Below are 24,653 nucleotides of genomic sequence, written 5' to 3'. Positions count from 1 at the left end.
ATCGGCAAGGACGCGCCGCGAGAGCAAGGAAGCCATGACGACCACCACCACCACCGAACCGCACCGGTCCACCAGCCCGACCGACCGTTACAGCCCGCGGCAGATCATGGTCGCGGTGGTCCTTGGCGTGCTGCTGCTGCAGCTCGGCTTCATCACCAGCTACGTGGCCGCGTTCCACCAGCCGACCCCGCGCGACATCCCGATCGCGGTGGTCACCGAGTCCGGACTGCCCGACGGCATCGGCCAGCAGGTCACCGACGAGCTCAACGGCATCGACGGCCACCCGGTCGAGGCGCGCACGGCGGCGAACACCTACGAGGCGCGCTCGCTGATCCGGGACCGCGAGATCATGGGCGCCTACGTCATCAGCCCCGCCGGCACCGACACCCTCATTACCGCCAACGCCGCGGGCAGCTCGGCCGCGACCGCGCTCGAGGGCATCTTCACCGAGGTCGACACCGTCAAGCACCGCACGTTCGTCGTCCGCGACGAGGTGCCGGTCGCGGTGCACGACAACCGCGGCCTGTCCGGCTTCTACCTCTCGCTCGGCTGGGTGGTGGGCGGCTACCTGCTCGCCGCCGCCATCGGACTGCTCATCGGTGCACCGAGCACCCTGCGCGAGGCGGGCAAGCACATCGCGATCATGGCCGGATACGCCGCGGTCTCGGGATTCCTCGGCGCGCTCATCACCACGCACCTGCTCGGCACCTTCACCGGCCACCTGCTGCCGCTCTCACTCCTGGGCGCGGGGGTGGTCTTCGCGACGGGCATCTTCACCATGGGGCTACGGGCGGCCGTCGGGATCCTGGCAGTGCCGCTGGCGATCCTGATCTTCGTCGTGCTCGGGAACCCGAGCGCAGGAGGCGCTTTCGGTTCCAATGTGCTGCCGGGCTTCTACGCCGCCATCGGGCGCTGGATCACCCCGGGGGCAGGCACCGAGGGGGTGCGGTCGATCGTCTACTTCCAGGGCACCGGAGTCGGCCAGCCGATCGTCACGCTCGCCATCTACACCGTGGTGGGGGTCGCACTGATGCTCGGCTTCGCCGCCAGAACCAGCAGGCGCGCACCCGCAACGGCGTGAGTGCCGCGACACGTCGGCCCGGATGCCGTGCGCGGCCGCCGCGCCGGTCCTACTGTGGGGCATGGCCAGGCTCCTGCACCCGAACGCCGCCCACGTCGCGCGCGTCCTGATCTCCCGTGGCCATCACGGCGTGGTGGTCACCCAGGACGAGTCGACCCACACCGCGGAGGCGGCCGCCGCCGCGCTGGGGGTCGACGTCGGCGCGATCACGAAGTCGCTGGTGTTCCTGCTCGACGACGACCCCATCCTGCTGCTGGTCTCCGGCGCGCACAGGGTCGACATCGAGCACACCGGCAAGCGACTCGAGGGCACCCTGACCCGGGCACCCGCCGACACGGTCCGGGAGGTGACGGGCCAGCCGATCGGCGGCGTCGCCCCGGTGGGGCACCCGACGAACCTGCCCACCTACGTGGACGCGGCGCTCGCGCAGTACCCCGAGCTGTGGGCGGCGGCCGGCCATCCCGCGACCGTGTTCCGCACCACCTTCTCCGAGTTGCTCCGCATCACGGCCGGGCTGGCCATCGACGTCGACTGACCCGGGTCTTATAGTGGGCGAAACAGATCCCTGGAGGCGAAGTGACTGACGGAGTGTGGAGCCGCCGACACGTCGACCTGTGCCGCACCTCCGCGAGCCGGTGTCCGCGCTGATCCGACTCGTCGGCACGCACCCCTAGTGCGTGCTTCTCACGCAGCCGAAGATCCGGAGAATCCGTTGTCACAGCCACTCGAGAACCTGCCCAACGCGGCCACCCCCGAGGACCCGATCGGCATCACCGCCGACCAGTATCGGGCGGCGATGCGCCGTTACCCGGCGGGCGTCACCATCGTCACGCTCGACGCCGGGGCGGGCCCGGTCGGCTTCACCGCCACCTCCTTCGCATCGATCTCGCTGGACCCGCCGCTGGTCTCGTTCAACATCGCGCACAACTCCTCGAGCATCAAGGCGCTGCACGCAGCGGACTCGCTGGTGATCCACCTGCTCGGCGAACACCAGCAGCACCTCGCCCAGCGCTTCTCGCGCAGCGCCGACCAGCGCTTCGCCGACGAATCGCTGTGGAAGCGCCTCGAAACCGGCGAGCCGGTGCTGCACGGCACACCGATCTGGTTGCGCACCACCGTCCACCAGCTCATCCCGATCGGCGACCACACGCTGGTGATCGGGCTGGTCACGCGCGTGCACGACGAGGACGACGCGGAGGCGGCAGCGGCTCCCCTGCTGTACCACGACGGCCGGTACTTCCGTCCGACCCCGCTCGGCGAATGATCCCGGCGGCGAACACCACCATGCCCACCTCCACCGTCATCTCCCCCGTTCGGAGTGAGTGTCGCAGCTGTCGTTGACCACGACCGGCGCACACCAACACACTCGAAATTGGGAGTTACCCATGGTTGATTCCGCACTGGGACAGCGGGATTCGAATCCCGACCTGATCCTCACCCTGCAGTTCAGCAATACCGGATCCACCGACCGGCAGCAGCTGGTCGCCCTCGCCAACGCACTCCGCGCGACCGCGCAGGAGCTCCTCCCCGGCGTCAGCACCCGGGCCCGGATGGACACCGCGCCTGCGCCTGCCGCCGCTCTCCCGAAGCCGACGGCCATCGACGCTCCGCTGGTCATCGACCTCCCGGCCCGGCAGGTGTTCACCCGCGGCGAGCCGGTCTCGTTGAGCCACACCGAGTTCGAGATCTTGTCCCACCTGGCCCGGCGGCCGCGGGTGGTGGTCTCCAGGCGTCGGCTGCTCGAGCTGAGCGGCACCCTCGGCGAGCGGGAACGGGCGGGGCGCAGCGTGGACGTCCACGTCTCCCGGGTCCGGATGAAGCTCGGGCGCTACGGCTGGCTGGTGTCCACCGTCCGCGGCACCGGCTACCGCTTCGATCCCGACCCCCGGGTCCGCATCATCACCGAAACCGCGGCGGCCTGACCGACGAACGGCGGGAGCCATCGACCGGTGCGACCGGACGATGGCTCCCGCCGTCGGATACCCGCTATGACGCGAGAATGCTTCTGCCAGAGGTCAACCCGAACTGCCCGAGCACCTCGCCGAGCGCCGCCGACGGGCGGGTGACGCCGCGCTCGTGCAGCAGTGGCAGCACGTCGTCCACCACGCGGTCGAGCACTCGGGGCAGGACCAGCGGCAGCAGGGTCACCCCGTCGGCGACCCCCGCCGCGCGGATGTCGGCGATGAGCCCGGCCAGGCCCGATGCCGTCCCGACATAGGAGATCGAATCGGGCACCCGGACACCCCGGAGCCCACCGTCGAGCAGCGCCAGTTCCCTTCGCGCGGAACGTGAATCATCGCCGAGGAGCACCTCGACGTCGAGCAGCACGGTGACCGAGTCCGGGTCCCGGCCATCGGCCGCGGCGTCCGCCCGGATCCGGTCACGCTGTTGCTGCGCCCCGCGGAGGTCGTGCGCTCGGATGCGGACGACGGTGCCGGGAATCGCGGCGAGATCGAGCTGCGCGTCGGGGTCCGCGGGTGCGGTCAGGTCTACCCAGTAGTCGGTGAGCCCGAGCGGGATCCGGAAGTCGGTGTGCGCCGCGGACGCGGGGTGGTGACCGGCGCCGGACAATTCGACCGCGACGTGCAGCGGCCGGGTACGGAAAGACGAATCGATGGACATGGGTCTCCTCGAGAGATGCGTGCGAGCTGATGAGCTGGGGGCGAGCTCAGCCCAGACACATGCCCGACGCGGTACGGCAGAGATCCACATGCCGACGGCACCACCGGGCGTCAGTCGCCACAGTCGTCACGGGTGCCATGGCGCGAGTTTACCCGGCGAGGCCGATGGCGGGGCGGCGGCCGTCCACCAGTTCCCGCAGCGCCGCGACCAGCCGGTCCACATCGGTGGCGTGGCTGCCAAGGCCGAGGCTCGCCCGGACCGCGCCGTCCGGCCTGCCGAGCCGGGCCAGCAGCGGGTGCGCGCAGAACCGGCCGTCGCGGACCCCGATGCCGTGCCGGTCCGAGAGGTAGCTCGCCACCTCGCGGGGCGCGAATCCGTCGACGGCAAAGGTGACTATGCCGACCGAATCCGGCGAGTCGGACCAGATCCGGAGCAGCTCGACGCCGTCGATGCCGCGCAGCCCGTCGACGAGCCGAGCGCACAGGGCACGCTCGTGCAGCTCGGACGCCTCCTCGTCGAGGCCTGCCAATGCCGTGCAGGCCGCGGCCAGCGCCGCGACGCCGAGCACGTTGGGGGTGCCTGCCTCGTGCCGCTGCGGGGCCTGCGCCCAGTCGACGCCCTCCGCCGAGACGTCGCGGGTGGCGCCGCCGCCGACCAGGTACGGCTCGGCGGCATCCAGCCAGTCCCGCCTGCCGATGAGCGCGCCCGCCCCGAACGGCGCGTACAGCTTGTGACCCGAGAAGGCCAGGTAGTCGACGCCGAGCGCGGCGATGTCCACCCGCCGGTGCGGCAGCAACTGGGCGCCGTCGACGAGGATCCGCGCCCCGCAGGCGTGCGCGACCTCGGCGAGCCGGGCGATCGGCAGTACCTCGCCGGTCACGTTGGAGGCGCCGGTGACGGCGAGCAGCGCGGCAGGCTTGCTGCACAGTTCGGCGACGATCCGCTCCACCGTCTCGGCTACGGTGTCCGCGGACCGGACGACCCGCGCCCCGTTCTTCTTCCAGGGCAACAGATTTGCGTGGTGCTCGATGTCGAGGACGACGGTCTCACCGGGCACACAGCCGGCGAGCAGGTTCAGCGAGTCGGTGGTATTCCTGGTGAACACCACCACGTCGTCGGACCGGGCCCCGACGAACCCGGCGACCACGTCGCGGGCTCCCTCGTAGCTGGCGGTGGACACCTGCGAGGCATACCCGGCACCCCGGTGCACGCTGGCGTAGTACGGCAGCAACTCCTGCACCCGCGCGGTGACCTGAGCCAACGCTGGCGCGCTGGCCGCGTAGTCGAAGTTCGCGTAGGTGCAGGTCCCGCCGCCGGAAAGCGGGACGGTCAGGTCGGCCCCGGAGACCTCGGCGAACGGCCGGTCGGTGCAACGCTCGTCGGAGCGAACGGCGGTGGCGGTGGCGGTGAGAACAGCAGTCATCAGACATCCCTCGGTTTCAGGGACCCGTGTGCTTGTGGAAGACAACGAGCCCGCGCTTGCCGGGTCCGGTGTTGGACCACAGCCAGGTCGTCACCCGGGGCACCCCACCGCGGTGGAGGGTTGCCGGCCAGCAAGCCGGGGCTATCTGCTGGCACTCATGACCTACGGCGAGGATGGCAGTTCGGTCCGCGGGTTGTCAACAGCAAGGACCGGCTCGCGTGATCCGCGAGCCGGCCCCTGACGCCCGATGGCTTCTTCTGTTTCGTATGGAATACCGTGGTGTGCAGCCCCTTTGGTTCAGATCAGATAGGCCGCGAGGGACAACACCGGCACGGTGGGAGCCACCCCGACGCACGGCACCCCCAGCGCGCGCACGTGCTGCACCGCCGCCGCGTCTGCGGCCGAGCAGATCCCGTCGAGCACGTCCTCGGTGGCGATCGCGACGAGCAGGTCGTCGCCGAGCGTCCGCGTGGACTCCAGACCGTGCGCCGCGACCCACCGCTCGGCCTCGACGAAGGCCGCCGGGGTTCCGATGAACAGAACCCTCCGGAGCTGCAGCGGCGCCTGTGTTGTCGTCATGCGATTCCCTTTCCTGGGGTTCGGGTACGCAATCAACTCTCGTCGGGGGCGCCGCTCGTGTCTGTCCGCCGATCGGCGGGTCCGCCGGTGGAACCTCGGGTCCACCGATCGGTGGACAACTGAGCGCTACGTCACACAAGTGACCCGCGTCACCCCCGCCTACTGATCACTGCGATCAGCCAGAAATCTCACTATTGACTGTTCTGCCAGCCATATCGACTGTAGTGGCAACACACAGCGCACCTCGACACTGCTCTGAGCGCCACCCAGCCCAGCTATCGGAAGGACGTCAACGATGACCACCCTGGAAGCCCGACCCGTCACCCGCACCCCGCACGGCGGTTTCGACCACGAACACGTCGCCCTCGAGGCCGGTGCGCGCTCGGGCCTCCCGATCACCGTCGCCGTGCACTCCACCCGGCTGGGACCCGCGCTCGGCGGCTGCCGGGTGTGGCAGTACCCGAACTGGCAGGACGGCATGCAGGACGCGCTCCGGTTGTCCGCCGCGATGACCCTCAAGTGTGCGGTCGCGGGCCTGGACACCGGCGGCGGCAAGTCCGTCATCGCCCTGGCGCCGGGCGAGGTCCTCGACGGGGACCGGCGCCGCGCGGCCATGCTCGACCTGGCCGACATCGTCGACGGGCTCGGCGGCAGTTACCGGACCGCCGAGGACGTCGGCACCAGCGCGGCCGACATGCAGATCGTCCGGGAACGGACCGCGCACGTCTTCGGCCTGCCCACCGCCGCGGGCGGAATCGGCGAACCGGCCGAGCCCACCGCGGTCGGCGTCTACTCCGCCCTGCGCGCGACGGTCGATCGGGCCTTCCCCGGCGCCGGCCTCGCGGGCCTGAGGGTCACGATCAGCGGGCTCGGACAGGTCGGCTCTCGGCTGGCACGCACGCTCGCCGCGGAGGGCGCGGTCCTCACGGTGAGCGACATCGATCTCGGCAAGCGGGCGCTGGCCGAGGAGATCGGCGCCAAGTGGGTCCGGCCCGAGGACGCCCCATTCGTGCCCGCGGACCTCTTCGTCCCTGCCGGTGTCGGCGGTGTGCTCACCGACGAGGTGATCGACGGACTCGACTGCCGCGCGGTCGTGGGTCCGGCCAACAACCAGCTCGCGCGCCCGGACGGCGCGGATCGCCTGGCCGCCATGGGGATCCTGTGGGCACCCGACTTCGTCGCCAACGCGGGCGGCGCCCTGTTCGCGATCCTGGCCGACGGCGAGAACCGGGGCTACGACGAGGTCCTGGCCCGGGTGAATCTCATCGGCAGCACCCTCGGCGAGCTGTTCGACCGGGCCGAGCGCGCGGGCATCACCCCGCTGGCCGCCGCACACGCGGCCGCGGACGAGCGACTCGGTCGCGGCTGAGCGCATCTCCGGGCGTGGTGGCGCGGTCGGCCGTAGGGTCGGGCACGAGGACCGCGCCGCAACGTCTGGAGAAGCCATGCCCGAATCCGAGCCGCCCGAATCCCACCGACGGGACCCCGGCCCGGTCATCGAGGCCGGGCGCGCGGCCCGGCGGCCGCTCGTGAAGCCGCGGTTCGGGGTGGCGGACCTGCCCGACCAGCGCGGCCGGACGATCATGGTCACCGGCGCGAACAACGGTCTCGGGCTGCAGGCCGTGACCACGCTCGCGGGCGCGGGCGCCCGAGTGGTGCTGGCCTGCCGCGACCTCGAGCGCGCCGCGAGCGCGCTGGAATCGGTCCGGGCGGCGGGTCGCGCCGCCGGATCCGCCGCCGAACACGTGCTGGTCCGGCTCGACCTGTCGGACCTGGCCTCGGTGCGGGCGGCGGCCGCCGAGACCGCGGCGGCCGTGGGGTCCGTCGACGTGCTCATCAACAACGCCGGGGTGATGGCGATCCCGAAGGGCACGACGGCCGACGGGTTCGAGACCCAGTTCGGCACCAACCATCTCGGCCATTTCGCGCTGACCGACGCGATGCTGCCGCTGCTCCTGCGGGCCGAGGCACCGCGGGTGGTCACCCTGGCGAGCATCGCGCATTACGGCGGGACCATCGACCTCGAGGACCCGAACTTCGACCGACGCCCGTACGGGCGCATGGCCGCGTACCGGCAGTCCAAGCTCGCGAACCTGATCTTCAGCGCCGAGCTCGCCCGGCGGGCCGCGGCCGCGGGTAGCCCGCTGATCTCGATCGGCGCGCACCCCGGTGTGGCCGCGACCAACCTCTTCGACTCGATGCTGCCGCCGATCCCCGGACTCGCGTCGCTCACCCGGCTGGGCATGCGGATCGTCGTCAACAGCGAGGCCGACGGCGCGCTGAGCCAGCTCTACGGCGCGACGATGCCCGACGTCGAGAACGGCGACTACCTGGGCCCAGAGGGTCTGCGCGGCATGCGCGGACCCGTGACCCGGTGCGGTCGCAGCCAGAGCGCGCGGGATCCCGAGCTGGCGCGGGAACTGTGGGAGCTGTCCGTCGAGATGACCGGTGCCGACTTCGCGGCGCTGCGCCCATGACGCCGATTTGATTCGCGTCCTGATCCGCGGTTTCCTGTCGCCATGACCGCCGCCACCCTGCTCAGCTTCGCGGGCGTCTGCCTGCTGCTCGCGCTCATGCCGGGACCCGACTCGTTCCTGGTGCTCCGCTACAGCATCGGCGGCATCCGCCCTGGCGTCGCCGCGGCCATCGGGGTGGCCATCGGCAGCCTGTTCTGGGCGGTGGTGGTGGCCCTCGGCGTCGCGGCACTGCTCGAGCAGTCCGCGTCCGCCTACCGGGTCGTCAAGATCGCGGGCGGGCTGTACCTGCTCTACCTCGGGGTCCGCGCCCTGCTCCGGCGGCGGGCGGCAGGACCCGCGGCGACGGGACCGGTCGCGGCCTCGACCGGATCCGCGTTCGGCGCCGGGATGCTCTCGTGCGCCCTGAACCCGAAGATGGGCCTGTTCTATCTCGCCGTCGTCCCGCAGTTCCTCGACCAGGTGACCTTCGGCTCGGCGATGACCCTCGGGGCGGTCGAGGCCGTCGTGGCGCTGGTGGTGATGGGCGCCTTCGCGGTCGCCGCGTCACGCCTGGTCGCGCTGCTGCGCAGGCCCAAGGTGACCCAGCGACTGGAGACCGTCAGCGCCGGAATCCTCGCAGCCCTCGGCATCGGCACCCTCGCCTCCGCCGGCGGTTCCTGACCGAAGCGGACCCGCCTCGGTCAGGACGGCCGGGGCGTGGCCATCGGGGCGAGACCGAGATCGGCGAGCGCGGCCGCCCCGCGGTCGGCGTGGTCGCCGCCTGCGAGCACCCTGGTCCGCGCCGACTGGTAGCGGCAACCGGCGGCGTCGAACGCATCCGCCGTGGCGAGCAGACGCTCCCGGTCCCGGGCGAGCATCGCTTCAGCCCTCTCCACGATGGCCCCGGCGACGGGGTTGCACGCCACGATTGTCCGGGCCTCGGCCAGGCGATCGGCGGCATCGGGGCTGCCGGTCAGCACGGTGGCCTCGGCGCGCAGCGCCACGTACCAGTGCAGCCAGACCCACGTGACCCATCTCCACACCTCGCCGGGTTCCGGCGCCATCCGCTCCAGCGCCTCGCCCGCATCTCCGTTGTGCAGCAACAGCATCGAGTCGTAGACCGCCCGGTAGCCGTAGGCATGTTCCGCCGGGGTGGCGAGCTGATCCATGACCTCCGCCCATTCGCGCCGCGCACCGTCGTCGTCGCGTAGGCCGTGGATCATCCCCACACCGGCCACCGCCGCACCGAGAACCGATCCGGTCGGTCTGCCGGACCGCTGCCACGCCTCGAGGAACCGTGCGCTGCGGGTCAGTACCTCGTCGACATTGCCCGCCAACGCGTCGGCCACCAACAGCTGGCTCGTCGCACGATGGCCGACCTCGACCAGCATCGGATGATCCGCGAGTTGCCGTGCCCACCGGCGGGCACCCGGCAGGTCCCCCACGCCGAGTCCGGCCTCGGTGGCCTCACCGAGCGCGTCGATCAGCTCGTGGGTGCCGGTCGGAGTTGGCGGCGCGGACGCGAGCAGCGTGATCCGGCGCCGCGCCGTGGCCGCGGCGGCGAACGCGTCACCGGCCCAGCTCTGGGCGCCGGTGAGCGTGTCGAGCGCGGCGGACTCGGCGAGGGGGTCGCCCGTGCGGTGGGCGAGTTCGACCGCCCGTTCGGCGCGGGCGATCGTCTCCGCTACCGCGTCGTCGGATGCGCCCTCGGCGGCACCGAACGCCTCGGTGAGACCCCTCCCGGCCTCGGCAAGCGCCACCGCGGCCTCGGCGGCCTGGTCATCGCCCGCCAGCTCCCTCGCCTCGGCGATGAGCGCGATCGCCTCCTCCGGCGGCAGGGTCCGGACGAACTTGCTCGCGAACCGGTAGGCGTTCGTGGCGGCGGTCGCGAGGTCGGCGGCGGCGCCTGCGGTGTCCCCGGCTCGCTTCGCCGCGTCCGCGGCCGCCCGGTTCAGTCGGTACATGTCGTCACCACGCATCCGGCACCCGGCCACCGCAGCGGCCTGCCGGAACATCGAGGCGGCGACCGCCTCGTCCGCGAGCGCGGCCGCCTGCTCGTAGCGCTGCTGGGACTCGCCGATCAGGTGACGGGTGAAGGTCAGCTCCGCCAGCTGCCGGGCGAGGCCGTACGCCTCCGCGCGCTGCGCAGGCCGGTCGGCCACCCACGCAAGGGCGGCGCGGAGATCGTCGGCCACCGCGTCGAATCGGGCCCGCCAGTCCGCCCGGACCACCGCCAGGTCGGCCGCCTCGGCCAGGCACCAGCGAAGGTGCAGGGACCGGACCTCGTCGCGCTCACCGGCCTCGACGAGCCGCTCCATCCCGTACTGGCGGATGGTTTCCAGCGCCCGGTACTGGGTCCCGGTCGGTGACGCGATCACCACCAGCAGGCTCTGCTCGGCGAGCCGGGCCAGCCCATCCGCGACGACGCCCTTCTCCGACGCGGTCACCTCCGCCGCCGCCGCGACGGTGAACGACTTCATGAACACCGACAACCGGCGCAGCAGCACTCGATCGTCCGGCTCCAGCAGGGCGTGGCTCCAGTCCAGCGCCGCCCGCACCGAGCGGTGCCGGTCATCCGTGCGGGCTCCGCCCGCGAGCATCCGGAGCTGGTCGGACAATCCGTCGCTCAGTCCGTCCAGCCCGAGAGTGGTCCAGCGGGCCGCGGCCAGCTCGATCGCAAGCGCCATCCCGTCCAAACCCCCGCAGAACGCGGCAACCTGTTCCCGCAGAGCATGATTCGGCGGCCAGCCGCCCGCCGCCGCGCGATCCATGAACAACGCGACCGCGTCCGATTCGCCGTCACCGGTCAACGACATCGGCGGGACCGTGTACGCCCGTTCGAAGGGCACCATCAACCGAGCCCGGCTGGTCGCCAGCACCGTCACTCGTGGACACGCCGCGAGCAGCCGTTCGATGAAGAGTGCCACCCCGTCCCGAACGTGTTCGCAGTTGTCCAGCACCAGCAAGGCGTGACGGTCGGCCAGCGCGGCAAGCACCGACTCGTCCATGCCACGGCCGGGCTGCTCGCCGAGACCGAGTGCGAGGCCGACCGTACCGGCGACCACGGAGATGTCCGGGCTGGTGATGGGTACCAGGTCGACGAACCACACCCCGTCCGAGTACTCCTCGGCCAGCTCGGCGGCGACCGCCAACGCGAGCCGGGTCTTGCCGACTCCGCCGGGGCCGACCGCGGTCACCTGCCGATCGTTCTTGACCATCGCAGTCAGCTCGGCCCGTTCCAGTTTCCTGCCGATGAACGAGGTCAGCGGTGCGGGCAGGACCGGCGCCGGGTGCGACCGATCGGTGTGCGCCGGCTCGGACGCGCGCTGGGCGAGCGCCCGCCGATCCGGAACCTCCAGCTTGCGCAGGAGCGAGGAGACATGGCTCTCCACGGTTCGCACCGAGATGAACAATCGCGCGCCGATCTCGGCGTTGCTGAGGTGCTCCCCCACCAACGCGAGCACCTCGGCTTCCCGAGCGGAGATCTCCACCGTCGCCATCATGGGCTCATCTTGCAGTATCCGCTTCGCCCTCAGCACCTTCGGACGTTCTCCGTGTCGGGCACGGACGATCCGTGCCCCCTTTCCGTGGACGGTTCCGTGGTCACCACGGATGTGGAGTGGCCCCACCGAGAGCGATGGTTGTGACACATCCGATCCACCCCAACTTCAGGAGTGACCATGACCAGCTCTACCACCCAGGGAATCAAGACCGTGCTGCATCCCGTATCCGACCTGGCGACGGCCAAGACGATCTACGCCGCGCTGCTCGGCGTGGAGCCGCAGACCGACTCGCCCTATTACGTCGGCTTCGAGGCCGAGGGCCAGCACATCGGGCTGGTGCCGGGCGGTGGACCGCAGGGCATGACCGGACCGGTGGCCTACTGGCACGTGCCGGACATCGAGGCGAAGCTGGCCGAGCTGACCGCCGCGGGCGCCATCGTGAAGGAAGCCGCGAACGAGGTCGGCGGCGGCCGCCTGGTGGCCACCGTGACCGACGCCGACGGCAACGTCCTCGGGCTGATCCAGGACCGCTGAGTCCCGCCCCGCTGCCGCGCTCGGCGCCCCCTCGCTCATCTCCCCAAGGAGTCCCCATGAACTCGAACAACAGCTTTCGGCAGATCCACCGCTGGACGGCCATCGTCTTCACGGTCACCGTCATCGTCGCCACGGTCGCGGTGTCGATGAAGGCCGCCATCTGGTTTTCCTACCTGCCGCTGCTCCCGCTGGCCGTGCTGCTCTTCAGCGGCCTCTACCTGTTCGTGCTGCCGTACACCCGGCGCAGCGCGCGGCGCACCCTCGTCGTGCAGTGACTCGGGTGCATCTGCTCCCTAGCATCAATTTCGTCCTCACCATCACTCACACGGAGGAATCAAGGCGATGACTGCTCAGAAATCGACCACACGCACCACTGCGAAGTCCAAGTCCGCGGTCGGGTTCACGGACGAAGAACGTGCCGCGATGAAAGAGCACGCCCAGGAACTGAAGACGGCGGCCCGTCGCGGATCCCGCAATGCCAAGGCGGACGGGGAGAAGGACGTGCTCGAGAAGATCGCCGCGATGGCGGAATCCGATCGCGTCATGGCCGAACGGATTCATGCCATCGTCAAGGCCAACGCGCCGGACCTCGCGCCGAAGACCTGGTACGGCATGCCCGCCTACGCCAAGGACGGCAAGGTCGTGTGCTTCTTCCAGAGCGCGGAGAAGTTCAAGGCCCGGTACGCGACGTTCGGCTTCAACGACACCGCGAACCTCGACGACGGCACCATGTGGCCGACCGCCTTCGCCCTGACCACGTTGACCGACGCCGACGCGGAGAGGATCGGCGAGCTGGTGAAGAAGGCCGCGGGCTGAGGACCGAACGAGGCGGCCCCGCGTTCCGTTGCGCGGGGCCGGACCGACGCGCTGTACTGGCAGCGGCACCGACGGAAGGAACCAGCATGGCACGCGTCGTCATCATCGGCGGTCACGGCAAGATCGCCCGGCAGCTCTCGCGGATTCTCACCGGCCGGGGCGACGAGGTCACCGCCCTGATCCGCAATCCAGCGCACGCCCAGGACGTCGAGGAGACCGGCGCCACCGCCGTCGTCGCCGATGTCGAGGGACTCGACACGGACCGGATCGCCGAGCTGATCCGCGGGCACGACGCCGTGGTGTGGTCGGCCGGTGCCGGCGGCGGTGACCCCACCCGCACCTACGCCGTCGACCGCGACGCGGCGATCCGCTCGATGGACGCGGCCGCCCGCGCAGGCGTCGACCGGTACGTGATGGTGTCCTACTTCGGGGCCCGGGCCGATCACGGCGTCCCGCGCGACAGTTCGTTCTTCCCCTACGCGGAGGCCAAGGCCGCGGCCGACGACCATCTCCGCGGCACCGCCCTCGCCTGGACGATCCTCGGTCCCAGCACGCTCACCCTCGACGCGGGCACGGGTCGGATCGAGGTGGGGCCTGGCCTCGAGTCGGGCACGGTGCCCCGCGAGGACGTCGCGCGGGTGGCGGCGGCGGTGCTGCTCAGGCCGGCGACCATCGGCCGGTTCATCGGTTTCAACACCGGCGACACCCCGATCGACGACGCGCTCGACTCGCTCACCGCGAAATGACCGCGCGGCCTCAGGAACCGGAGCCCGCCTGATCGATCCGCTCGATGAGCCGGACCGTCACGGTGTCCCCCTCGCCCTTGCCGATCGCCCGCCGGATGTCGGCGCGGACCGGCAGTTTGTGCGTTCCGTCGCCCATCGCCATGAACGAACTCCGGAACGGGTAGCCGTCGATCGTGCCCCGGACCTTCACCAATCCCCTGGTCCCGAAGAACGTCACCGACTCCGGCCACAGCACATACGTCCAGCCACCCTTGCTCGCGCTCTTGCGCATGGTCGCGGTGAATTCCGCCTCCAATATCATCGTCCTCCTTTGAGGCCTCTGCCGGCGCCTACCGATGTAGACGGCCGAGCAGACGGAAACTCATCGACCCGCGGTCCGCCCGGCAGTCAGCTCCGGTCCGCGGGGGTCGCACGGACCTCCTCGAGCCGGCGCCGTAGGAACCGCTCGGTCGTCTCGTTGCCCGCCAACGCCAACGCCGCGAGGTAGGCGTCCTCGGCCTCGGTGGTCCGGCCCATCCGGCGCAGCAGGTCGGCCCGGGCCGGGACCCGTAACCGGGCCAGCCGCGGATCGTCGGGGACCGCGTCCAGAGCCTCAAGGCCCCGCTCGGGCCCGTCCCGAAAACCCACCGCCACGGCCCGGTTCACCGCCACCACCGGCGAACCGGTCAGCTCGAGCAACCGCTCGTAGGCCGCGACGATCACCGCCCATTCGGTCGCGTCCCAGCTCGGTGCGCCCGCGTGCGCGGCCGCGATCACCGCCTGCGGGAAGTACTGGCCCGTGGAATGCCGGGCCACGGCCAGGGACCGCATCCCCTCCTCGATCCGGCCGCGATCCCACCGTGAGCGATCCTGCTCCTCGAGCGGCCGGGCCGCACCGTCGGCGGCGATCCGCTCTCCCCGGCGGCTGTCCTGCAACAGCATCAGGGCGAGCAGCGCCCACGCCTCCGGCTCGTCGGGCATCAGCTCGCACAGCAAGCGACCCAGCCGGATCGCCTCCTCACACAGCTCGTCACGGATCGCCGAGCTCCCCGAGGTCGCCGAGTATCCCTCAGTGAAGACGAGGTAGATGCACGCGAGCACCTGCGGAACGCGCTCCGGGAGAAGGTGTTCCGGCGGCAGGCGAAACGGGATCGCGGCCGTCCGGATCTTGCTCTTCGCGCGGGTCAGCCGCTGTGACACCGTCGGCTCGGGCTGCAGGAATGCGCGCGCGATCTCCGCCACCGTCAGGCCGCAGACCAGGCGGAGCGTCAACGCGACCTGCGCCTGCGGGGCCAGCGCGGGGTGCGCGCACGTGAAGATGAGGCGAAGCTGATCGTCCCGCACCGGCCACACCTCCTCCTCCGTCGGCGGGAACAGCCGCGTGGCGTCGAGCTCCTTGTTGCCCCGCAACGACTCCCGCCGCAGCCGGTCCAGCGCGCGGTTGCGCGCGACCGTGGTGATCCACGCGCCCGGGTTCTCTGGCATCTCGGTCCGCGGCCAGCTCCGGATCGCCTCGGCGAAGGCCTCCTGAACCGCGTCCTCGGCCAGCGTGAGATCGCCGACCAGCCGCGCCACCGTCGCGATGGCGCGGCCCGATTCCGCCCGAAACACCGGGTCGACGTGCATTTACTCGTCCACGATCTGCCGCAGCTCGATGCAGCCCTTGGGGCCGAGCGGGATGCGCGCCGCGAGGGCCGTCGCCGCCTCCCGGTCCGCGGCCGCGAGCAGGTAGACGCCGTTCGCGATCTCGGCCGCCTCGGTGAACGGTCCGTCGGTCAGCAGCAACTCATCGTCACGGACGCGGACCGTGGTGGCCGACGACGGCGGGTGCAGCGCGCCACCGCCGCGGAGGGCCTGCCCCGCGAACTCCCCGAACCGGCCGTGCGCCCGGATGCCCTCGTCCCACTCCGCCGACCCCGGCGTGTTCGCCGCACCCGCCGGCTCGCGCAGCACCGCCAGATAGCACCCGGCGTGCTCGTCCTCCAGCCGCCAGAAGACCATCGGCCACAGCTCGACGAATCCCTCCGAGGCGTCCGGAATCTGTCGGGTCAGCTCCAGCGCCGCGTCCAGATCGTCGGCCTCGAGCACATAAAACCCGCCGACGACCTCGGAGAACTCGGCGAACGGGCCGTCCGTGACGAGCGTGCCGCCGTTCTCGTGCCGGATCGTGACCGCCTCCGCGGTCGGGTACAGCGCGCCGCCACCGACGAGCGCGGTGCCCGCGGCCTCCCAGAACCTCTCGTGCCGGGCCACTGCATCCCCGAACTCCGGGGTCCCCGGGGTCGACGCCGCACCGTTCTCCTCGCCCGCCAGCAATGCCAGGTAGTACATGGTTGTCATCCTTCCGTGTGGGTGAGGGGCCGGGAAGCCTCTCTACCCAGGCGACGAAGGCGCCACCCCGGATACGACACCACGGCCGGAGAATTTTTCGGGCGTAGTCTGCTCGCATGTCTCAGCGGCAATTTCCGTCGTTGCGCAGGCCCCGATACCCCTCCACTGCGTGCCGCGCTCGTCCACGAGTTCACCAGCTAGCAAACTTGTCATGAGATAACGACTCGACAATCAGCCGACTCAGACAGGAAATCCGGGTGCCACTGCAGTCCCAACCGGAAACGGACCGATCCCAGCTGATCCCGACCGAGTACCTTCGGTCGTCGCTGGCTCCCGCGCCACGCACCCTGATCGACATCGTCATCGCGACCGCCGAGACCAACCCCGAGGCCCTCGCCATCGACGACGGCACCACCACCCTGACCTACCTCGAACTGCTCGAGGAGATGTACCGCGGCGCGCAGCAGCTCGGCGAGGCCGGGGTCGGCGCGGGCGACCGGGTCGGCATCCGGATGCCGTCCGGCTCGTATTCGCTGTACGTGGCGATCCTGTCGGTGCTCGCCGCGGGCGGCGCCTACGTGCCGGTGGACGCGGACGACCCCGACGAGCGGGCGGAGCTGGTGTTCGGCGAGGCCAAGGTCGCCGCGATCATCACCGGCGACTCCATCGAGCCAGGCACCGCCCCCGAGCGCGAGGACCCGCCCGCGCCGCGGGTCCCCACCGTCGCCGACGACGCGTGGATCATCTTCACCTCGGGATCCACCGGGACACCCAAGGGCGTCGCGGTCAGCCATAGGAACGCGGCGGCGTTCGTCGATGCCGAGGCCCGGATGTTCCTGCAGCAGGCGCCGATCGGGCCGGGCGACCGGGTGCTCGCCGGGCTGTCGGTGGCCTTCGACGCCTCCTGCGAGGAGATGTGGCTGGCCTGGCGGCACGGCGCCACCCTTGTGCCCGCGCCCCGCGCGCTGGTCCGCAGCGGCATGGACCTGGGCCCGTGGCTGGTCTCGCGCGATGTCAGCGTCGTCTCCACCGTCCCCACACTGGCCGCGCTGTGGCCCGCCGAGGCGCTCGAGGCGGTGCGGCTGCTCATCTTCGGCGGCGAGGCCTGCCCACCTGAGCTGGCCGAACGACTCGCGGTCGACGGTCGCGAGGTGTGGAACACCTACGGCCCGACCGAGGCCACGGTCGTCGCGTGCGGCGCGCTGATGGACGGCACCGGACCGGTGCGCATCGGGCTGCCGCTGGACGGCTGGGACCTGGCCGTGGTCGACGGCGAGGGCAACCCGGTCGCGGTCGGCGAGGTCGGCGAGCTGGTGATCGGCGGGGTCGGCCTGGCCCGCTACCTCGACGCGGCGAAGGACGCGGAGAAGTACGCGCCGATGCCCTCGCTCGGCTGGGACCGCGCCTACCGCAGCGGCGACCTGGTCCGCCTCGAGCTGGAGGGGCTGCTGTTCCAGGGGCGCGCCGACGACCAGGTCAAGCTCGGGGGTCGGCGCATCGAGCTCGGCGAGGTGGACAACGCGCTGCAGAACCTGCCCGGGGTGAGCGGCGCGGCGGCCGCCGTCCGCAAGACCGCCGCCGGGAACTCGATCCTGGTCGGGTACCTGGCCAGCACCGACCCCGACTTCGACGTCGCCGCGGCCCGGGAGCTGCTCGCCGAACGCCTGCCCGCGGCGCTGGTGCCGAGGCTGGCCCTGCTCGACGAGCTGCCGACCCGCACCTCCGGCAAGGTGGACCGCGCGGCCCTGCCGTGGCCGTTGCCGGGCGCGGGCGCCGGGGACGCCGCCGAGGCCGCCGGGCTCGAGGGCACCGCGGCCTGGGTGGCCGGGCTGTGGGCGTCGATCCTCGGCGCGCAGATCACCGGCCCCGACGACGACTTCTTCGCCAGCGGCGGCGGCTCGCTGGCCGCCGCCCAGGTGGTGACCGCGCTGCGGGAACGCTTCCCCGAGGTCACCGTCGCCCAGGTGTACGACCATCCGCGGCTCGGCTCGCTGGCCGGGTTCCTCGACGAGTTCGCCCCGAGCGTCACCGCGGAGCCGAGGAACGTCGAGCCGACCCCGCGGTCCACCCAGCTCGCGCAGATCCTGCTCACCATCCCGCTGACCACCCTGACCGGGCTGCAGTGGGTGACCTGGCTGGCGATCGTCAACAACGTCTTCGCCCTGTTCACCGACGTGCCGTGGGCGCCGACCGTGTCCTGGTGGGTGCTGCTGGCCGCGTTCGTCGCCTTCATCACCCCGATCGGCCGAATGGCGATCTCCGTCGCCGGGTGCCGGCTGCTGCTGCGGGGGCTCAGCCCCGGCACCTACCGGCGCGGCGGCAGCGAACACGTGCGGCTGTGGGTCGCGCACCGGCTCACCGAGGCCAGCGGCGCGGCCAACCTGTCCGGCGCCCCGTGGATGATCTACTACGCGCGGGCCCTCGGGGCGACCGTCGGCCGCGACGTCGACCTGCACACGCTGCCGCCGGTGACCGGGATGCTCGTGCTCGGCGACGGCTGCTCGGTGGAGCCGGAGGTCGACCTGACCGGGCACTGGATCGACGGCGACGTGGTGCACATCGGGGAGATCCGGATCGGCGCGGGCGCGGCCATCGGGGCCCGCTCCACGCTGCTGCCCGGCGCCCGCGTCGGCAAGAACGCCGAGGTCGCGCCCGGCTCGGCGGTGACAGGGCGGGTCAAGGCCGGGCAGAGCTGGGCCGGCTCCCCCGCCGTGAAGGTCGGCAAGGCCGCCCACCCGTGGCCGACCGAGCGCCCGCCGCTGGCGACCAAGTGGGTGCCGGTGTTCGGGCTCACCTCCGTCGTCATCGCAGGCATGCCGATCTTCGCGCTCGCGGCCGGGATCGCGCTGATCGGCTGGGGCGTCCGCGACACCCCGGACCTCGGCGCCGCTGTGGTCCTGGCGCTCGCCTGGCTGCCCGCCGCGACGATCCTGACGCTCGCCGTGTTCGCGGCGCTGACCCTGATCGCGGTCCGCGCGCTCGGCATCGGCCTTCGCGAGGGCTACCACCCGGTGCGCAGTCGCGTCGGATGGCAGGTCTGGGCGACCGAGCGGCTGATGGACTCGGCGCGGACCCTGCTGTTCCCGCTGTACGCCAGCCTGCTCACCCCGGTCTGGATGCGGCTGCTCGGCGCGAACATCGGCAAGAACACCGAGATCTCCACGGCGCTGGTGCTGCCGAAGTTCACCACGGTCGCGGACGGCGCGTTCCTCGCCGACGACACCATGGTCGCCTCCTACGAGCTCGGCGGCGGCTGGCTGCACATCAAGGAGGCCAAGGTCGGCAAGCGCGCCTTCCTCGGCAACTCGGGGATGGCCGGGCCCGGTCGGCGGGTCCCGAAGAACGGTCTGGTCGCGGTGCTGTCCGCGGCGCCGAGCAAGGCCAAGTCCGGCTCGTCGTGGCTGGGCAGCCCGCCGGTGCGGCTGCGCCGGTCCGCCAACGACACCGACTCCTCCCGGACGTTCGAACCGCCGCTGCGGCTCAAGATCGCCAGGGCCGTGGTGGAGACGTGCCGGCTGATCCCGGTCATGATCACCTTCGGCATCGGCCTCGGCGTGCTGTTCGCGCTGCAGGCGATGGCGGGCGCGATCGGCTTCTGGTTCGCCGCCCTGTTCAGCGGGATCGTGCTGCTGGTCGCGGGCGCGGTGGCGGGCACCGCCTCGATCGTGGCGAAGTGGCTCGTCGTCGGGCGGATCCGGAAGGTGGAGCACCCGCTGTGGAGCTCCTTCGTGTGGCGCAACGAGGTGTCGGACGCGTTCGTCGAGACCGTCGCCGCGCCCTGGTTCGCGCGCGCCGCCACCGGCACCGCCGTCCTCACCGTCTACCTTCGAGGCATGGGTGCGACGATCGGCCGCGGCGTCTGGTGCGAATCCTATTGGCTCCCAGAGGCCGACCTGGTGACCCTCGGCGACGGCGCGACCGTCGAGCGGGGTTGCGTCGTGCAAACCCACCTGTTCCATGATCGGATCATGGCCATGGACACCGTCACCCTCGGCAACGGAGCAACCCTGGGACCGCACTGCGTCGCGCTGCCCGCGGCAGGCATCGGCGACGGCGCCACGGTCGGCCCCGCGTCCCTGGTGATGCGCGGCGACACGGTGCCGCCGAACACCCGCTGGCAGGGCAACCCGATCACCCCGTGGGCGTGACGATGGTCAAGCCAGGGAAGTTCGCCGCCGGCGGTGCCGGCAAATTTTACGAGGAACCGCTCGATTCGTACCTGCCGCACGTCGGCAACCGCGGCTATCGGGTGTCGCGCTATGAGCTGGACCTGACCTACAAGGTGGCAGGCAACCGGCTGTCCGGCAAGGCGTCGATCACGGCCGCCACCACGGAGATCCGGACGAAGTTCGCCTTCGACCTGTCGCAGAGCCTGTCGGTGTCGAAGGTGTCGGTCAACGGCGCCAGGCCTGCGAAATACACCCACCAGCACGGGAAGCTGACGATCACCCCGGCGCATGCGATCCCGGCGGGCGGCGCGCTGTCGGTCACCGTGCAGTACGCGGGCACCCCGAGGCCGATCCGCAGCCTCTGGGGCGAGGTGGGCTGGGAGGAGCTGACCGAGGGCGCGCTGGTGGCCAGCCAGCCGAACGGCGCCGCGTCCTGGTTTCCCTGCGACGACCACCCGGGCTCCAAGGCCAGCTACCAGATCTCGATCACCACGGACTCGCCGTACTTCGCGCTGGCGAACGGCGCGCTGGTGCGCAAGCAGGTCCGGGCCAGCCACACCACCTGGGTGTACGAGCAGACCGAGCCGATGGCCAGCTACCTGGCCACCATCCAGATCGGGCACTACGAGCGCAGGCACGCCGATCACGACGGCCTGCCCATGTACGCGGTGCTCCCGCCCCGGCTGCGGACGGCGTTCGAGCACGACTTCGGCAGGCAGCCGCAGATGATGGAGACCTTCGTCCGGCTGTTCGGGCCCTACCCGTTCGCGGACTACACCGTCGTCGTCACCGACGACGAACTGGAGATCCCCATTGAGGCGCAGGGCATCTCGGTGTTCGGCGCGAACCACTGCGACGGCAGGCGCAGCGCGGAACGGCTGGTCGCGCACGAGCTGGCACACCAGTGGTTCGGCAACAGCCTGACGCTGGGGTCGTGGCGCGACATCTGGCTGCACGAGGGCTTCGCGTGCTACGCGGAATGGCTGTGGTCGGAGAACTCGGGCGGACCGTCGGCAGAGGAGATCGCCACCCAGGCGCACCGTAACCTCACCGGGCTGCCGTACGACGTGCTGCTCGGCGACCCCGGGCCCGAGCTGATGTTCGACGACCGGGTCTACAAGCGCGGCGCCCTCACCCTGCACGCGCTGCGGACCGCGCTCGGCGACGGGGCCTTCTTCGACCTGCTCCGGCAGTGGACCGCCAAGCACCGCCACGGCACCGTCACCACCGAGGAATTCACCGACCTGGCAGCGCATTACACCGATCGCTCGCTGCGCCCGCTGTGGGACGCGTGGCTGTTCCAGAAGGCGATGCCCTAGCCGCACGAGTTGTTGATGGAACCGCAGCGCTGCGGATCGCCCGCGGAGGTCGAGGGTGGCTCAATCCTGACCAGTCACTGATCCTCGGACAGATCGCGCAGCTCGCTGTACTTACCGAGAACACGCTCCCTCTCCGCACCGAAGGGGTAGCCCGAACCGCTTGAAGAACCCACTCTCAGGCCTGCATGATCCAAAGCCCGATAGATGTCCTCGTCGATCTCAACGAGGTCGCCCTCCCCTCGCACACCCACCGACACGACCACATCGCAACGCCGTCGCTGCGGTTCTGCGAGATGCTCAGCTGAACCGTCGAGTTGGACCGGGTCGAGGATCTGCCACCTCGCCCACCCGCCAACGCGCTCCTCGAGCGTGGACGCGATGACCTCGATCATCCCCGCGGCGTCAGCGTTGGTCGTTTCGAATTCGAACTCGACGATCTCCTTCGCTGTGATCGGCCAGGAACTCGGTGGTGTGTCCCAGAGACTCCCGGTCTGGACCGGTCGTCCATTGACGGGACCGAGATCGTGGGCGGTCGATTCGACGATGCACAGCATCGGGTGCGAGAAGAGCGCCGCCAGGCGCGCATGCTTCGCGAAAATGGTCAGCAGCACATCTGCCGTCCGGCGGTCCAGGTTCACCAGGGCGTCGTAGCCGGCAAGGGCGAGGACTGTGCCGGCGGTGTCCGGGTCGCTGCCGTATCGGAACTCGCCGACGTCGTACATCAGATCGTTGAAGGCGTCGAGGTTCTTGCCGTAGAAAGCGGGGAACGACAGTGCACCGGCCAACGCCGCGTGGACGTCGACGACGGTGGTGCTGTGCTGCAGATCGATCCGATGGACCAGGTAACCGAGTTCGTCGAGTCGCCTAGAAGCGCAGTCGAGCCCGAATCGAGTGTCGTACCTGTAGACGGATCCGTTCTGTAACAGGCTCCAGTCGAAGCGCTGCCGTTGTGTGTCGAAGAGCTCTCGATCGAGCGGGTCGAAGACAGGACCGCGAGGCATGCACGAATCGTAGAGGAGTGGTCGGTCCGGCCAAGGCGCGTCGGCACGGCGCTGAACAGGTCGGTGTGGCCGCGCCGCCCTCACCCAGCTCGCCACCCGACGATCAGCGGGTCGGCAGGTGCGATCGGCTCTTGGCCAGTACCAGCACCAGGGACGCGGCGGCGACCACCGCGCCGATCACGAACAGCATCGGGTAGCTGAACACCGTCGGCCAGACCTGCACGCACAGCGCCATCGCCGCGGGCACCGCGAACCCGATGTAGGTCAGCGAGTAGAAGACCGCGGTGAGCCCGGCGAGGTCGTCGGGGCGCGCGATCCGCTGGATCTCCTGCAGCCCGGACACCAGCGCCATGCCGTAGCCACCGCCGAGCACGACGGCCGCGGCCAGCGCCAGCGGGACCGTCAGCCGGTCGGCGGCGACCGCGGCGACGGTCATGCCCACCACCAGGATCGCCAGCGCGACGGCGACTGCCCTTGCGCTGCGCGGGGTGTCGATGCGCCTGCCCACGGCCTGGATCGAGAACCCGGCGGCCAGCGCGACCACGCAGAGCAGCGCCGAGAACGCGACCGGGCGACCGCCGCTGTGCGGGGCCATCAGCGCGGGCATCACCGCGTAGGCGCAGCTGGCCGAGCCGAACACCCACGGCGCCAGCGGGGCGATGACGTACCGGAACCGCAGGTGCCCCGCGGCCGGGATCCGCAGGTCCTCGCGCAGCGGTACCCGCTGGTCGGCCGGGACCGCGGGCCGGGTCTCCGGCGCCGCGAACAGCGCGACCCCCGCCGCCGCCGCGATCGAGATGTGCACCAGGTACGCCAGCGCGCTCGGCCACGGCGCCCACTGCGCGAGCACACCCGCGACCCCGGCGCCGAGGGCGAACCCCGCGGTCAGGCTCATGGCCGCACGCCTGGCTCCGGCACCCGTGCCCGCGCGCCGATCCCACGGCGACGTCGACAGTTCCTTGAGCCAGCTACCGCCGACCGCCATGCCGATGCCGAGGCCGACGCCGCTGAGGATGCGGCCCGCGACCAACAGCGCGGAGCTGTCGGCGCCGGTGGCGAGCACCAGCGAGCCGGCCGCCGCGATGAAGGGAGCGGGCAGCATCACCGGCCGCCGCCCGAGCCGGTCGGACAGCGGGCCGCCGATGAGCAGGGCGGGCACGATGCCGAACACGTACGCGAACAGGAAGCTGTCCACCACGACCGGGGAGTAGCCGTGGTCGAGGCGGTACATCACCAGCAGCGGGGTGAACTCGTTGCCGCCCCACGCGACGGCGAACATCGCCGCGGACACGAGCGCCCACGGCGCCACGACCCGTTTCCGCGAACGGCCGTCGTTCGCGGCCGGTGCCGTCTCGGCCGCGAGGTCGGTCCGCACGCTCATCGGGCACCGGCCTGCAGCAGCGGCAGGCCGTGCACGCGGCGCATGTGCACCGTCACGGCGGCGTCGTAGCCGTCGGCGTCCGCCGCCTCGACCAGGTTTGCCAGCGCCGTGTGGTCGTCGATGATCGACGCCAGCTGCAGTGGGTCCCTGGCCAGCGAGCGAGCGGTCATCCGGCGCTGCCGCTCGCGCAGGCCTGCGTAGAAGGTGACGAGCAGCGGGTTGCCGCCCGCGCGCACGATCAATCCGTGGAAGTCGGCGTCGAGGCCACTGAAGCCGTCCACGTCCCCGCTCGCCGCCGCCTCGCGCTGGCCGACGAGGTTCGCGCGCAGGGCCGCGACCAGCTCGGTCCTGGCGGTCTCGTGGCCGGTGACGGTCCGGACGGCGTCCGTCTCGACGAGCCTGCGCGCGGCGACGACGTGTTCGGCCTCGCCGTCGGCGACCGGCACGATCAGCGCCCCGCGCTTGGGGTAGAGCCGCATCCAGCCCTCGGCCTCGAGCCGGAGGAAGGCCTCGCGGACGGGGGTGCGACTGGTGCCCATCTCGGCGGCGATCTCGCCCTCGCTGATCAGCTCACCACCGGGCAGCGCGGCGGACAGGATCCGCTCCTTCACCTCGCGGTAGACGACCTCCGCCGCCGAATGCAACTTAGACACAAGATGTATTTATACCGACCGCTCGCGGTACCACCGCAGGTGGGGTCGTGTTTCGAGTGC

General features: G+C 71.2%; 25 protein-coding genes and 1 riboswitch. Of the genes, 14 read left to right on the top strand and 11 right to left on the bottom strand.

All coding sequences use genetic code 11. The annotated features are described in order from the left end of the window. Nucleotides 1-34 precede the first annotated feature (34 nt). The 5 genes from ABIC28_RS10430 (at nucleotide 35) to ABIC28_RS10410 (ending at nucleotide 3,003) form a co-directional block, all read left to right on the top strand. The gene (locus ABIC28_RS10430; RefSeq protein WP_373560272.1) at nucleotides 35-1,081 is read left to right on the top strand and encodes an ABC transporter permease; all 1,047 of its coding nucleotides are present in this window, start codon (nucleotides 35-37) and stop codon (nucleotides 1,079-1,081) included. Between the two features lie 61 nt (nucleotides 1,082-1,142). Continuing rightward, complete coding sequence (locus ABIC28_RS10425) at nucleotides 1,143-1,616, top strand: YbaK/EbsC family protein (protein ID WP_077043934.1); 474 nt, start codon at nucleotides 1,143-1,145, stop codon at nucleotides 1,614-1,616. Between the two features lie 41 nt (nucleotides 1,617-1,657). Continuing rightward, entirely contained in the window at nucleotides 1,658-1,729 is a 72-nt protein-coding gene (locus ABIC28_RS10420) for a putative leader peptide (RefSeq protein ID WP_354578845.1), read from the top strand. 64 nt (nucleotides 1,730-1,793) lie between these two features. Beyond that, a complete protein-coding gene (gene dszD / locus ABIC28_RS10415; RefSeq protein WP_077043010.1) occupies nucleotides 1,794-2,345 on the top strand; it encodes an NADH:FMN oxidoreductase DszD in 552 nt (183 codons plus the stop codon). Between the two features lie 121 nt (nucleotides 2,346-2,466). After that, on the top strand, nucleotides 2,467-3,003 hold the full coding sequence (locus ABIC28_RS10410) for a winged helix-turn-helix domain-containing protein (RefSeq protein ID WP_077043011.1): 537 nt from the start codon (nucleotides 2,467-2,469) through the stop codon (nucleotides 3,001-3,003). Between the two features lie 64 nt (nucleotides 3,004-3,067). Here ABIC28_RS10410 and ABIC28_RS10405 read toward each other — a convergent pair whose 3' ends face one another. From ABIC28_RS10405 to ABIC28_RS10390, 4 genes are all read right to left on the bottom strand, one after another. Next, nucleotides 3,068-3,703 (bottom strand): LLM class oxidoreductase, encoded by a 636-nt coding sequence (locus ABIC28_RS10405; RefSeq protein ID WP_097212891.1) that lies wholly within the window; start codon nucleotides 3,701-3,703, stop codon nucleotides 3,068-3,070. A 46-nt stretch (nucleotides 3,704-3,749) separates the two neighbouring features. Next, nucleotides 3,750-3,842 carry a putative leader peptide gene (locus ABIC28_RS10400; protein ID WP_354578721.1) on the bottom strand — a complete coding sequence of 31 codons (93 nt, stop codon included), beginning with the start codon at nucleotides 3,840-3,842 and terminating at the stop codon, nucleotides 3,750-3,752. Between the two features lie 9 nt (nucleotides 3,843-3,851). Next, nucleotides 3,852-5,126 carry an aminotransferase class V-fold PLP-dependent enzyme gene (locus ABIC28_RS10395; protein WP_209927749.1) on the bottom strand — a complete coding sequence of 425 codons (1,275 nt, stop codon included), beginning with the start codon at nucleotides 5,124-5,126 and terminating at the stop codon, nucleotides 3,852-3,854. Nucleotides 5,127-5,173: 47 nt separating this feature from the next. Beyond that, nucleotides 5,174-5,289: riboswitch (SAM riboswitch) on the bottom strand. 134 nt (nucleotides 5,290-5,423) lie between these two features. Beyond that, complete coding sequence (locus ABIC28_RS10390; protein ID WP_097212889.1) at nucleotides 5,424-5,705, bottom strand: hypothetical protein; 282 nt, start codon at nucleotides 5,703-5,705, stop codon at nucleotides 5,424-5,426. A 295-nt stretch (nucleotides 5,706-6,000) separates the two neighbouring features. Between ABIC28_RS10390 and ABIC28_RS10385 the strand changes: the two genes are divergently transcribed. The 3 genes from ABIC28_RS10385 (at nucleotide 6,001) to ABIC28_RS10375 (ending at nucleotide 8,842) form a co-directional block, all read left to right on the top strand. Beyond that, nucleotides 6,001-7,074 (top strand): Glu/Leu/Phe/Val dehydrogenase family protein, encoded by a 1,074-nt coding sequence (locus tag ABIC28_RS10385; RefSeq protein ID WP_354578718.1) that lies wholly within the window; start codon nucleotides 6,001-6,003, stop codon nucleotides 7,072-7,074. A gap of 76 nt (nucleotides 7,075-7,150) precedes the next feature. Beyond that, nucleotides 7,151-8,182 (top strand): oxidoreductase, encoded by a 1,032-nt coding sequence (locus ABIC28_RS10380; RefSeq protein ID WP_354578716.1) that lies wholly within the window; start codon nucleotides 7,151-7,153, stop codon nucleotides 8,180-8,182. Between the two features lie 42 nt (nucleotides 8,183-8,224). Beyond that, nucleotides 8,225-8,842, top strand: a complete 618-nt coding sequence (locus ABIC28_RS10375) for a LysE family translocator (protein WP_097212886.1) — start codon at nucleotides 8,225-8,227, stop codon at nucleotides 8,840-8,842. Between the two features lie 20 nt (nucleotides 8,843-8,862). Here ABIC28_RS10375 and ABIC28_RS10370 read toward each other — a convergent pair whose 3' ends face one another. Then, nucleotides 8,863-11,664, bottom strand: coding sequence for an ATP-binding protein (locus tag ABIC28_RS10370; RefSeq protein ID WP_354578713.1), 2,802 nt, complete (start codon nucleotides 11,662-11,664; stop codon nucleotides 8,863-8,865). A gap of 177 nt (nucleotides 11,665-11,841) precedes the next feature. On the opposite strand from ABIC28_RS10370, the gene ABIC28_RS10365 reads away from it, so the two are divergent. The 4 genes from ABIC28_RS10365 to ABIC28_RS10350 all read left to right on the top strand — a co-directional run bounded on the left by ABIC28_RS10365 (nucleotide 11,842) and on the right by ABIC28_RS10350 (nucleotide 13,760). Further along, on the top strand, nucleotides 11,842-12,198 hold the full coding sequence (locus ABIC28_RS10365; RefSeq protein ID WP_097212979.1) for a VOC family protein: 357 nt from the start codon (nucleotides 11,842-11,844) through the stop codon (nucleotides 12,196-12,198). A 56-nt stretch (nucleotides 12,199-12,254) separates the two neighbouring features. Then, on the top strand, nucleotides 12,255-12,473 hold the full coding sequence (locus ABIC28_RS10360; RefSeq protein ID WP_097212884.1) for a hypothetical protein: 219 nt from the start codon (nucleotides 12,255-12,257) through the stop codon (nucleotides 12,471-12,473). 67 nt (nucleotides 12,474-12,540) lie between these two features. Beyond that, nucleotides 12,541-13,014 (top strand): iron chaperone, encoded by a 474-nt coding sequence (locus ABIC28_RS10355; RefSeq protein WP_097212883.1) that lies wholly within the window; start codon nucleotides 12,541-12,543, stop codon nucleotides 13,012-13,014. An 86-nt stretch (nucleotides 13,015-13,100) separates the two neighbouring features. Next, nucleotides 13,101-13,760, top strand: a complete 660-nt coding sequence (locus ABIC28_RS10350; RefSeq protein WP_354578710.1) for an SDR family oxidoreductase — start codon at nucleotides 13,101-13,103, stop codon at nucleotides 13,758-13,760. A 10-nt stretch (nucleotides 13,761-13,770) separates the two neighbouring features. Here ABIC28_RS10350 and ABIC28_RS10345 read toward each other — a convergent pair whose 3' ends face one another. The 3 genes from ABIC28_RS10345 to ABIC28_RS10335 all read right to left on the bottom strand — a co-directional run bounded on the left by ABIC28_RS10345 (nucleotide 13,771) and on the right by ABIC28_RS10335 (nucleotide 16,070). Next, nucleotides 13,771-14,061: a DUF1905 domain-containing protein gene (locus tag ABIC28_RS10345; RefSeq protein ID WP_097212881.1), complete on the bottom strand. Its 291-nt coding sequence runs from the start codon at nucleotides 14,059-14,061 to the stop codon at nucleotides 13,771-13,773. Nucleotides 14,062-14,147: 86 nt separating this feature from the next. Further along, nucleotides 14,148-15,365: an RNA polymerase sigma factor gene (locus ABIC28_RS10340; protein ID WP_354578707.1), complete on the bottom strand. Its 1,218-nt coding sequence runs from the start codon at nucleotides 15,363-15,365 to the stop codon at nucleotides 14,148-14,150. Next, nucleotides 15,366-16,070 (bottom strand): YciI family protein, encoded by a 705-nt coding sequence (locus ABIC28_RS10335; RefSeq protein ID WP_209929120.1) that lies wholly within the window; start codon nucleotides 16,068-16,070, stop codon nucleotides 15,366-15,368. 257 nt (nucleotides 16,071-16,327) lie between these two features. Between ABIC28_RS10335 and ABIC28_RS10330 the strand changes: the two genes are divergently transcribed. Both ABIC28_RS10330 and ABIC28_RS10325 read left to right on the top strand, forming a co-directional pair. Next, complete coding sequence (locus ABIC28_RS10330) at nucleotides 16,328-20,218, top strand: Pls/PosA family non-ribosomal peptide synthetase (RefSeq protein ID WP_354578705.1); 3,891 nt, start codon at nucleotides 16,328-16,330, stop codon at nucleotides 20,216-20,218. A gap of 2 nt (nucleotides 20,219-20,220) precedes the next feature. Next, entirely contained in the window at nucleotides 20,221-21,558 is a 1,338-nt protein-coding gene (locus ABIC28_RS10325; RefSeq protein ID WP_097212977.1) for a M1 family metallopeptidase, read from the top strand. 74 nt (nucleotides 21,559-21,632) lie between these two features. Here the strand turns inward: ABIC28_RS10325 and ABIC28_RS10320 are convergent, their stop codons facing one another. From ABIC28_RS10320 to ABIC28_RS10310, 3 genes are all read right to left on the bottom strand, one after another. Then, a complete protein-coding gene (locus ABIC28_RS10320; protein ID WP_354578703.1) occupies nucleotides 21,633-22,559 on the bottom strand; it encodes a barstar family protein in 927 nt (308 codons plus the stop codon). A gap of 103 nt (nucleotides 22,560-22,662) precedes the next feature. After that, nucleotides 22,663-23,838 (bottom strand): MFS transporter, encoded by a 1,176-nt coding sequence (locus ABIC28_RS10315; protein WP_245221819.1) that lies wholly within the window; start codon nucleotides 23,836-23,838, stop codon nucleotides 22,663-22,665. A gap of 98 nt (nucleotides 23,839-23,936) precedes the next feature. Next, nucleotides 23,937-24,593 carry a GntR family transcriptional regulator gene (locus ABIC28_RS10310; protein WP_209927762.1) on the bottom strand — a complete coding sequence of 219 codons (657 nt, stop codon included), beginning with the start codon at nucleotides 24,591-24,593 and terminating at the stop codon, nucleotides 23,937-23,939. Nucleotides 24,594-24,653 lie beyond the last annotated feature (60 nt).

Source organism: Rhodococcus sp. PvR044, from assembly GCF_040548995.1.
GTDB classification, from domain to species: Bacteria; Actinomycetota; Actinomycetes; order Mycobacteriales; family Mycobacteriaceae; genus Rhodococcus_G; species Rhodococcus_G oryzae.
The sequence above is the reverse complement of the archived record's forward strand: the minus strand, read 5'-3'. Positions and strand labels throughout refer to the sequence as shown.

Excerpts from the sequence above, each read along its gene's own strand:
- ABIC28_RS10430 (WP_373560272.1), top strand. The coding sequence starts at position 35 with ATGACGACCACCACCACCACCGAACCGCACCGGTCCACCAGCCCGACC.
- ABIC28_RS10425 (WP_077043934.1), top strand. The coding sequence starts at position 1,143 with ATGGCCAGGCTCCTGCACCCGAACGCCGCCCACGTCGCGCGCGTCCTG.
- ABIC28_RS10410 (WP_077043011.1), top strand. The coding sequence starts at position 2,467 with ATGGTTGATTCCGCACTGGGACAGCGGGATTCGAATCCCGACCTGATC.
- ABIC28_RS10405 (WP_097212891.1), bottom strand. The coding sequence starts at position 3,703 with ATGTCCATCGATTCGTCTTTCCGTACCCGGCCGCTGCACGTCGCGGTC.
- ABIC28_RS10400 (WP_354578721.1), bottom strand. The coding sequence starts at position 3,842 with ATGGCACCCGTGACGACTGTGGCGACTGACGCCCGGTGGTGCCGTCGG.
- ABIC28_RS10395 (WP_209927749.1), bottom strand. The coding sequence starts at position 5,126 with ATGACTGCTGTTCTCACCGCCACCGCCACCGCCGTTCGCTCCGACGAG.
- ABIC28_RS10390 (WP_097212889.1), bottom strand. The coding sequence starts at position 5,705 with ATGACGACAACACAGGCGCCGCTGCAGCTCCGGAGGGTTCTGTTCATC.
- ABIC28_RS10385 (WP_354578718.1), top strand. The coding sequence starts at position 6,001 with ATGACCACCCTGGAAGCCCGACCCGTCACCCGCACCCCGCACGGCGGT.
- ABIC28_RS10380 (WP_354578716.1), top strand. The coding sequence starts at position 7,151 with ATGCCCGAATCCGAGCCGCCCGAATCCCACCGACGGGACCCCGGCCCG.
- ABIC28_RS10375 (WP_097212886.1), top strand. The coding sequence starts at position 8,225 with ATGACCGCCGCCACCCTGCTCAGCTTCGCGGGCGTCTGCCTGCTGCTC.
- ABIC28_RS10370 (WP_354578713.1), bottom strand. The coding sequence starts at position 11,664 with ATGATGGCGACGGTGGAGATCTCCGCTCGGGAAGCCGAGGTGCTCGCG.
- ABIC28_RS10365 (WP_097212979.1), top strand. The coding sequence starts at position 11,842 with ATGACCAGCTCTACCACCCAGGGAATCAAGACCGTGCTGCATCCCGTA.
- ABIC28_RS10360 (WP_097212884.1), top strand. The coding sequence starts at position 12,255 with ATGAACTCGAACAACAGCTTTCGGCAGATCCACCGCTGGACGGCCATC.
- ABIC28_RS10355 (WP_097212883.1), top strand. The coding sequence starts at position 12,541 with ATGACTGCTCAGAAATCGACCACACGCACCACTGCGAAGTCCAAGTCC.
- ABIC28_RS10350 (WP_354578710.1), top strand. The coding sequence starts at position 13,101 with ATGGCACGCGTCGTCATCATCGGCGGTCACGGCAAGATCGCCCGGCAG.
- ABIC28_RS10345 (WP_097212881.1), bottom strand. The coding sequence starts at position 14,061 with ATGATATTGGAGGCGGAATTCACCGCGACCATGCGCAAGAGCGCGAGC.
- ABIC28_RS10340 (WP_354578707.1), bottom strand. The coding sequence starts at position 15,365 with ATGCACGTCGACCCGGTGTTTCGGGCGGAATCGGGCCGCGCCATCGCG.
- ABIC28_RS10335 (WP_209929120.1), bottom strand. The coding sequence starts at position 16,070 with ATGTACTACCTGGCATTGCTGGCGGGCGAGGAGAACGGTGCGGCGTCG.
- ABIC28_RS10325 (WP_097212977.1), top strand. The coding sequence starts at position 20,221 with ATGGTCAAGCCAGGGAAGTTCGCCGCCGGCGGTGCCGGCAAATTTTAC.
- ABIC28_RS10320 (WP_354578703.1), bottom strand. The coding sequence starts at position 22,559 with ATGCCTCGCGGTCCTGTCTTCGACCCGCTCGATCGAGAGCTCTTCGAC.
- ABIC28_RS10315 (WP_245221819.1), bottom strand. The coding sequence starts at position 23,838 with ATGTTCGCCGTCGCGTGGGGCGGCAACGAGTTCACCCCGCTGCTGGTG.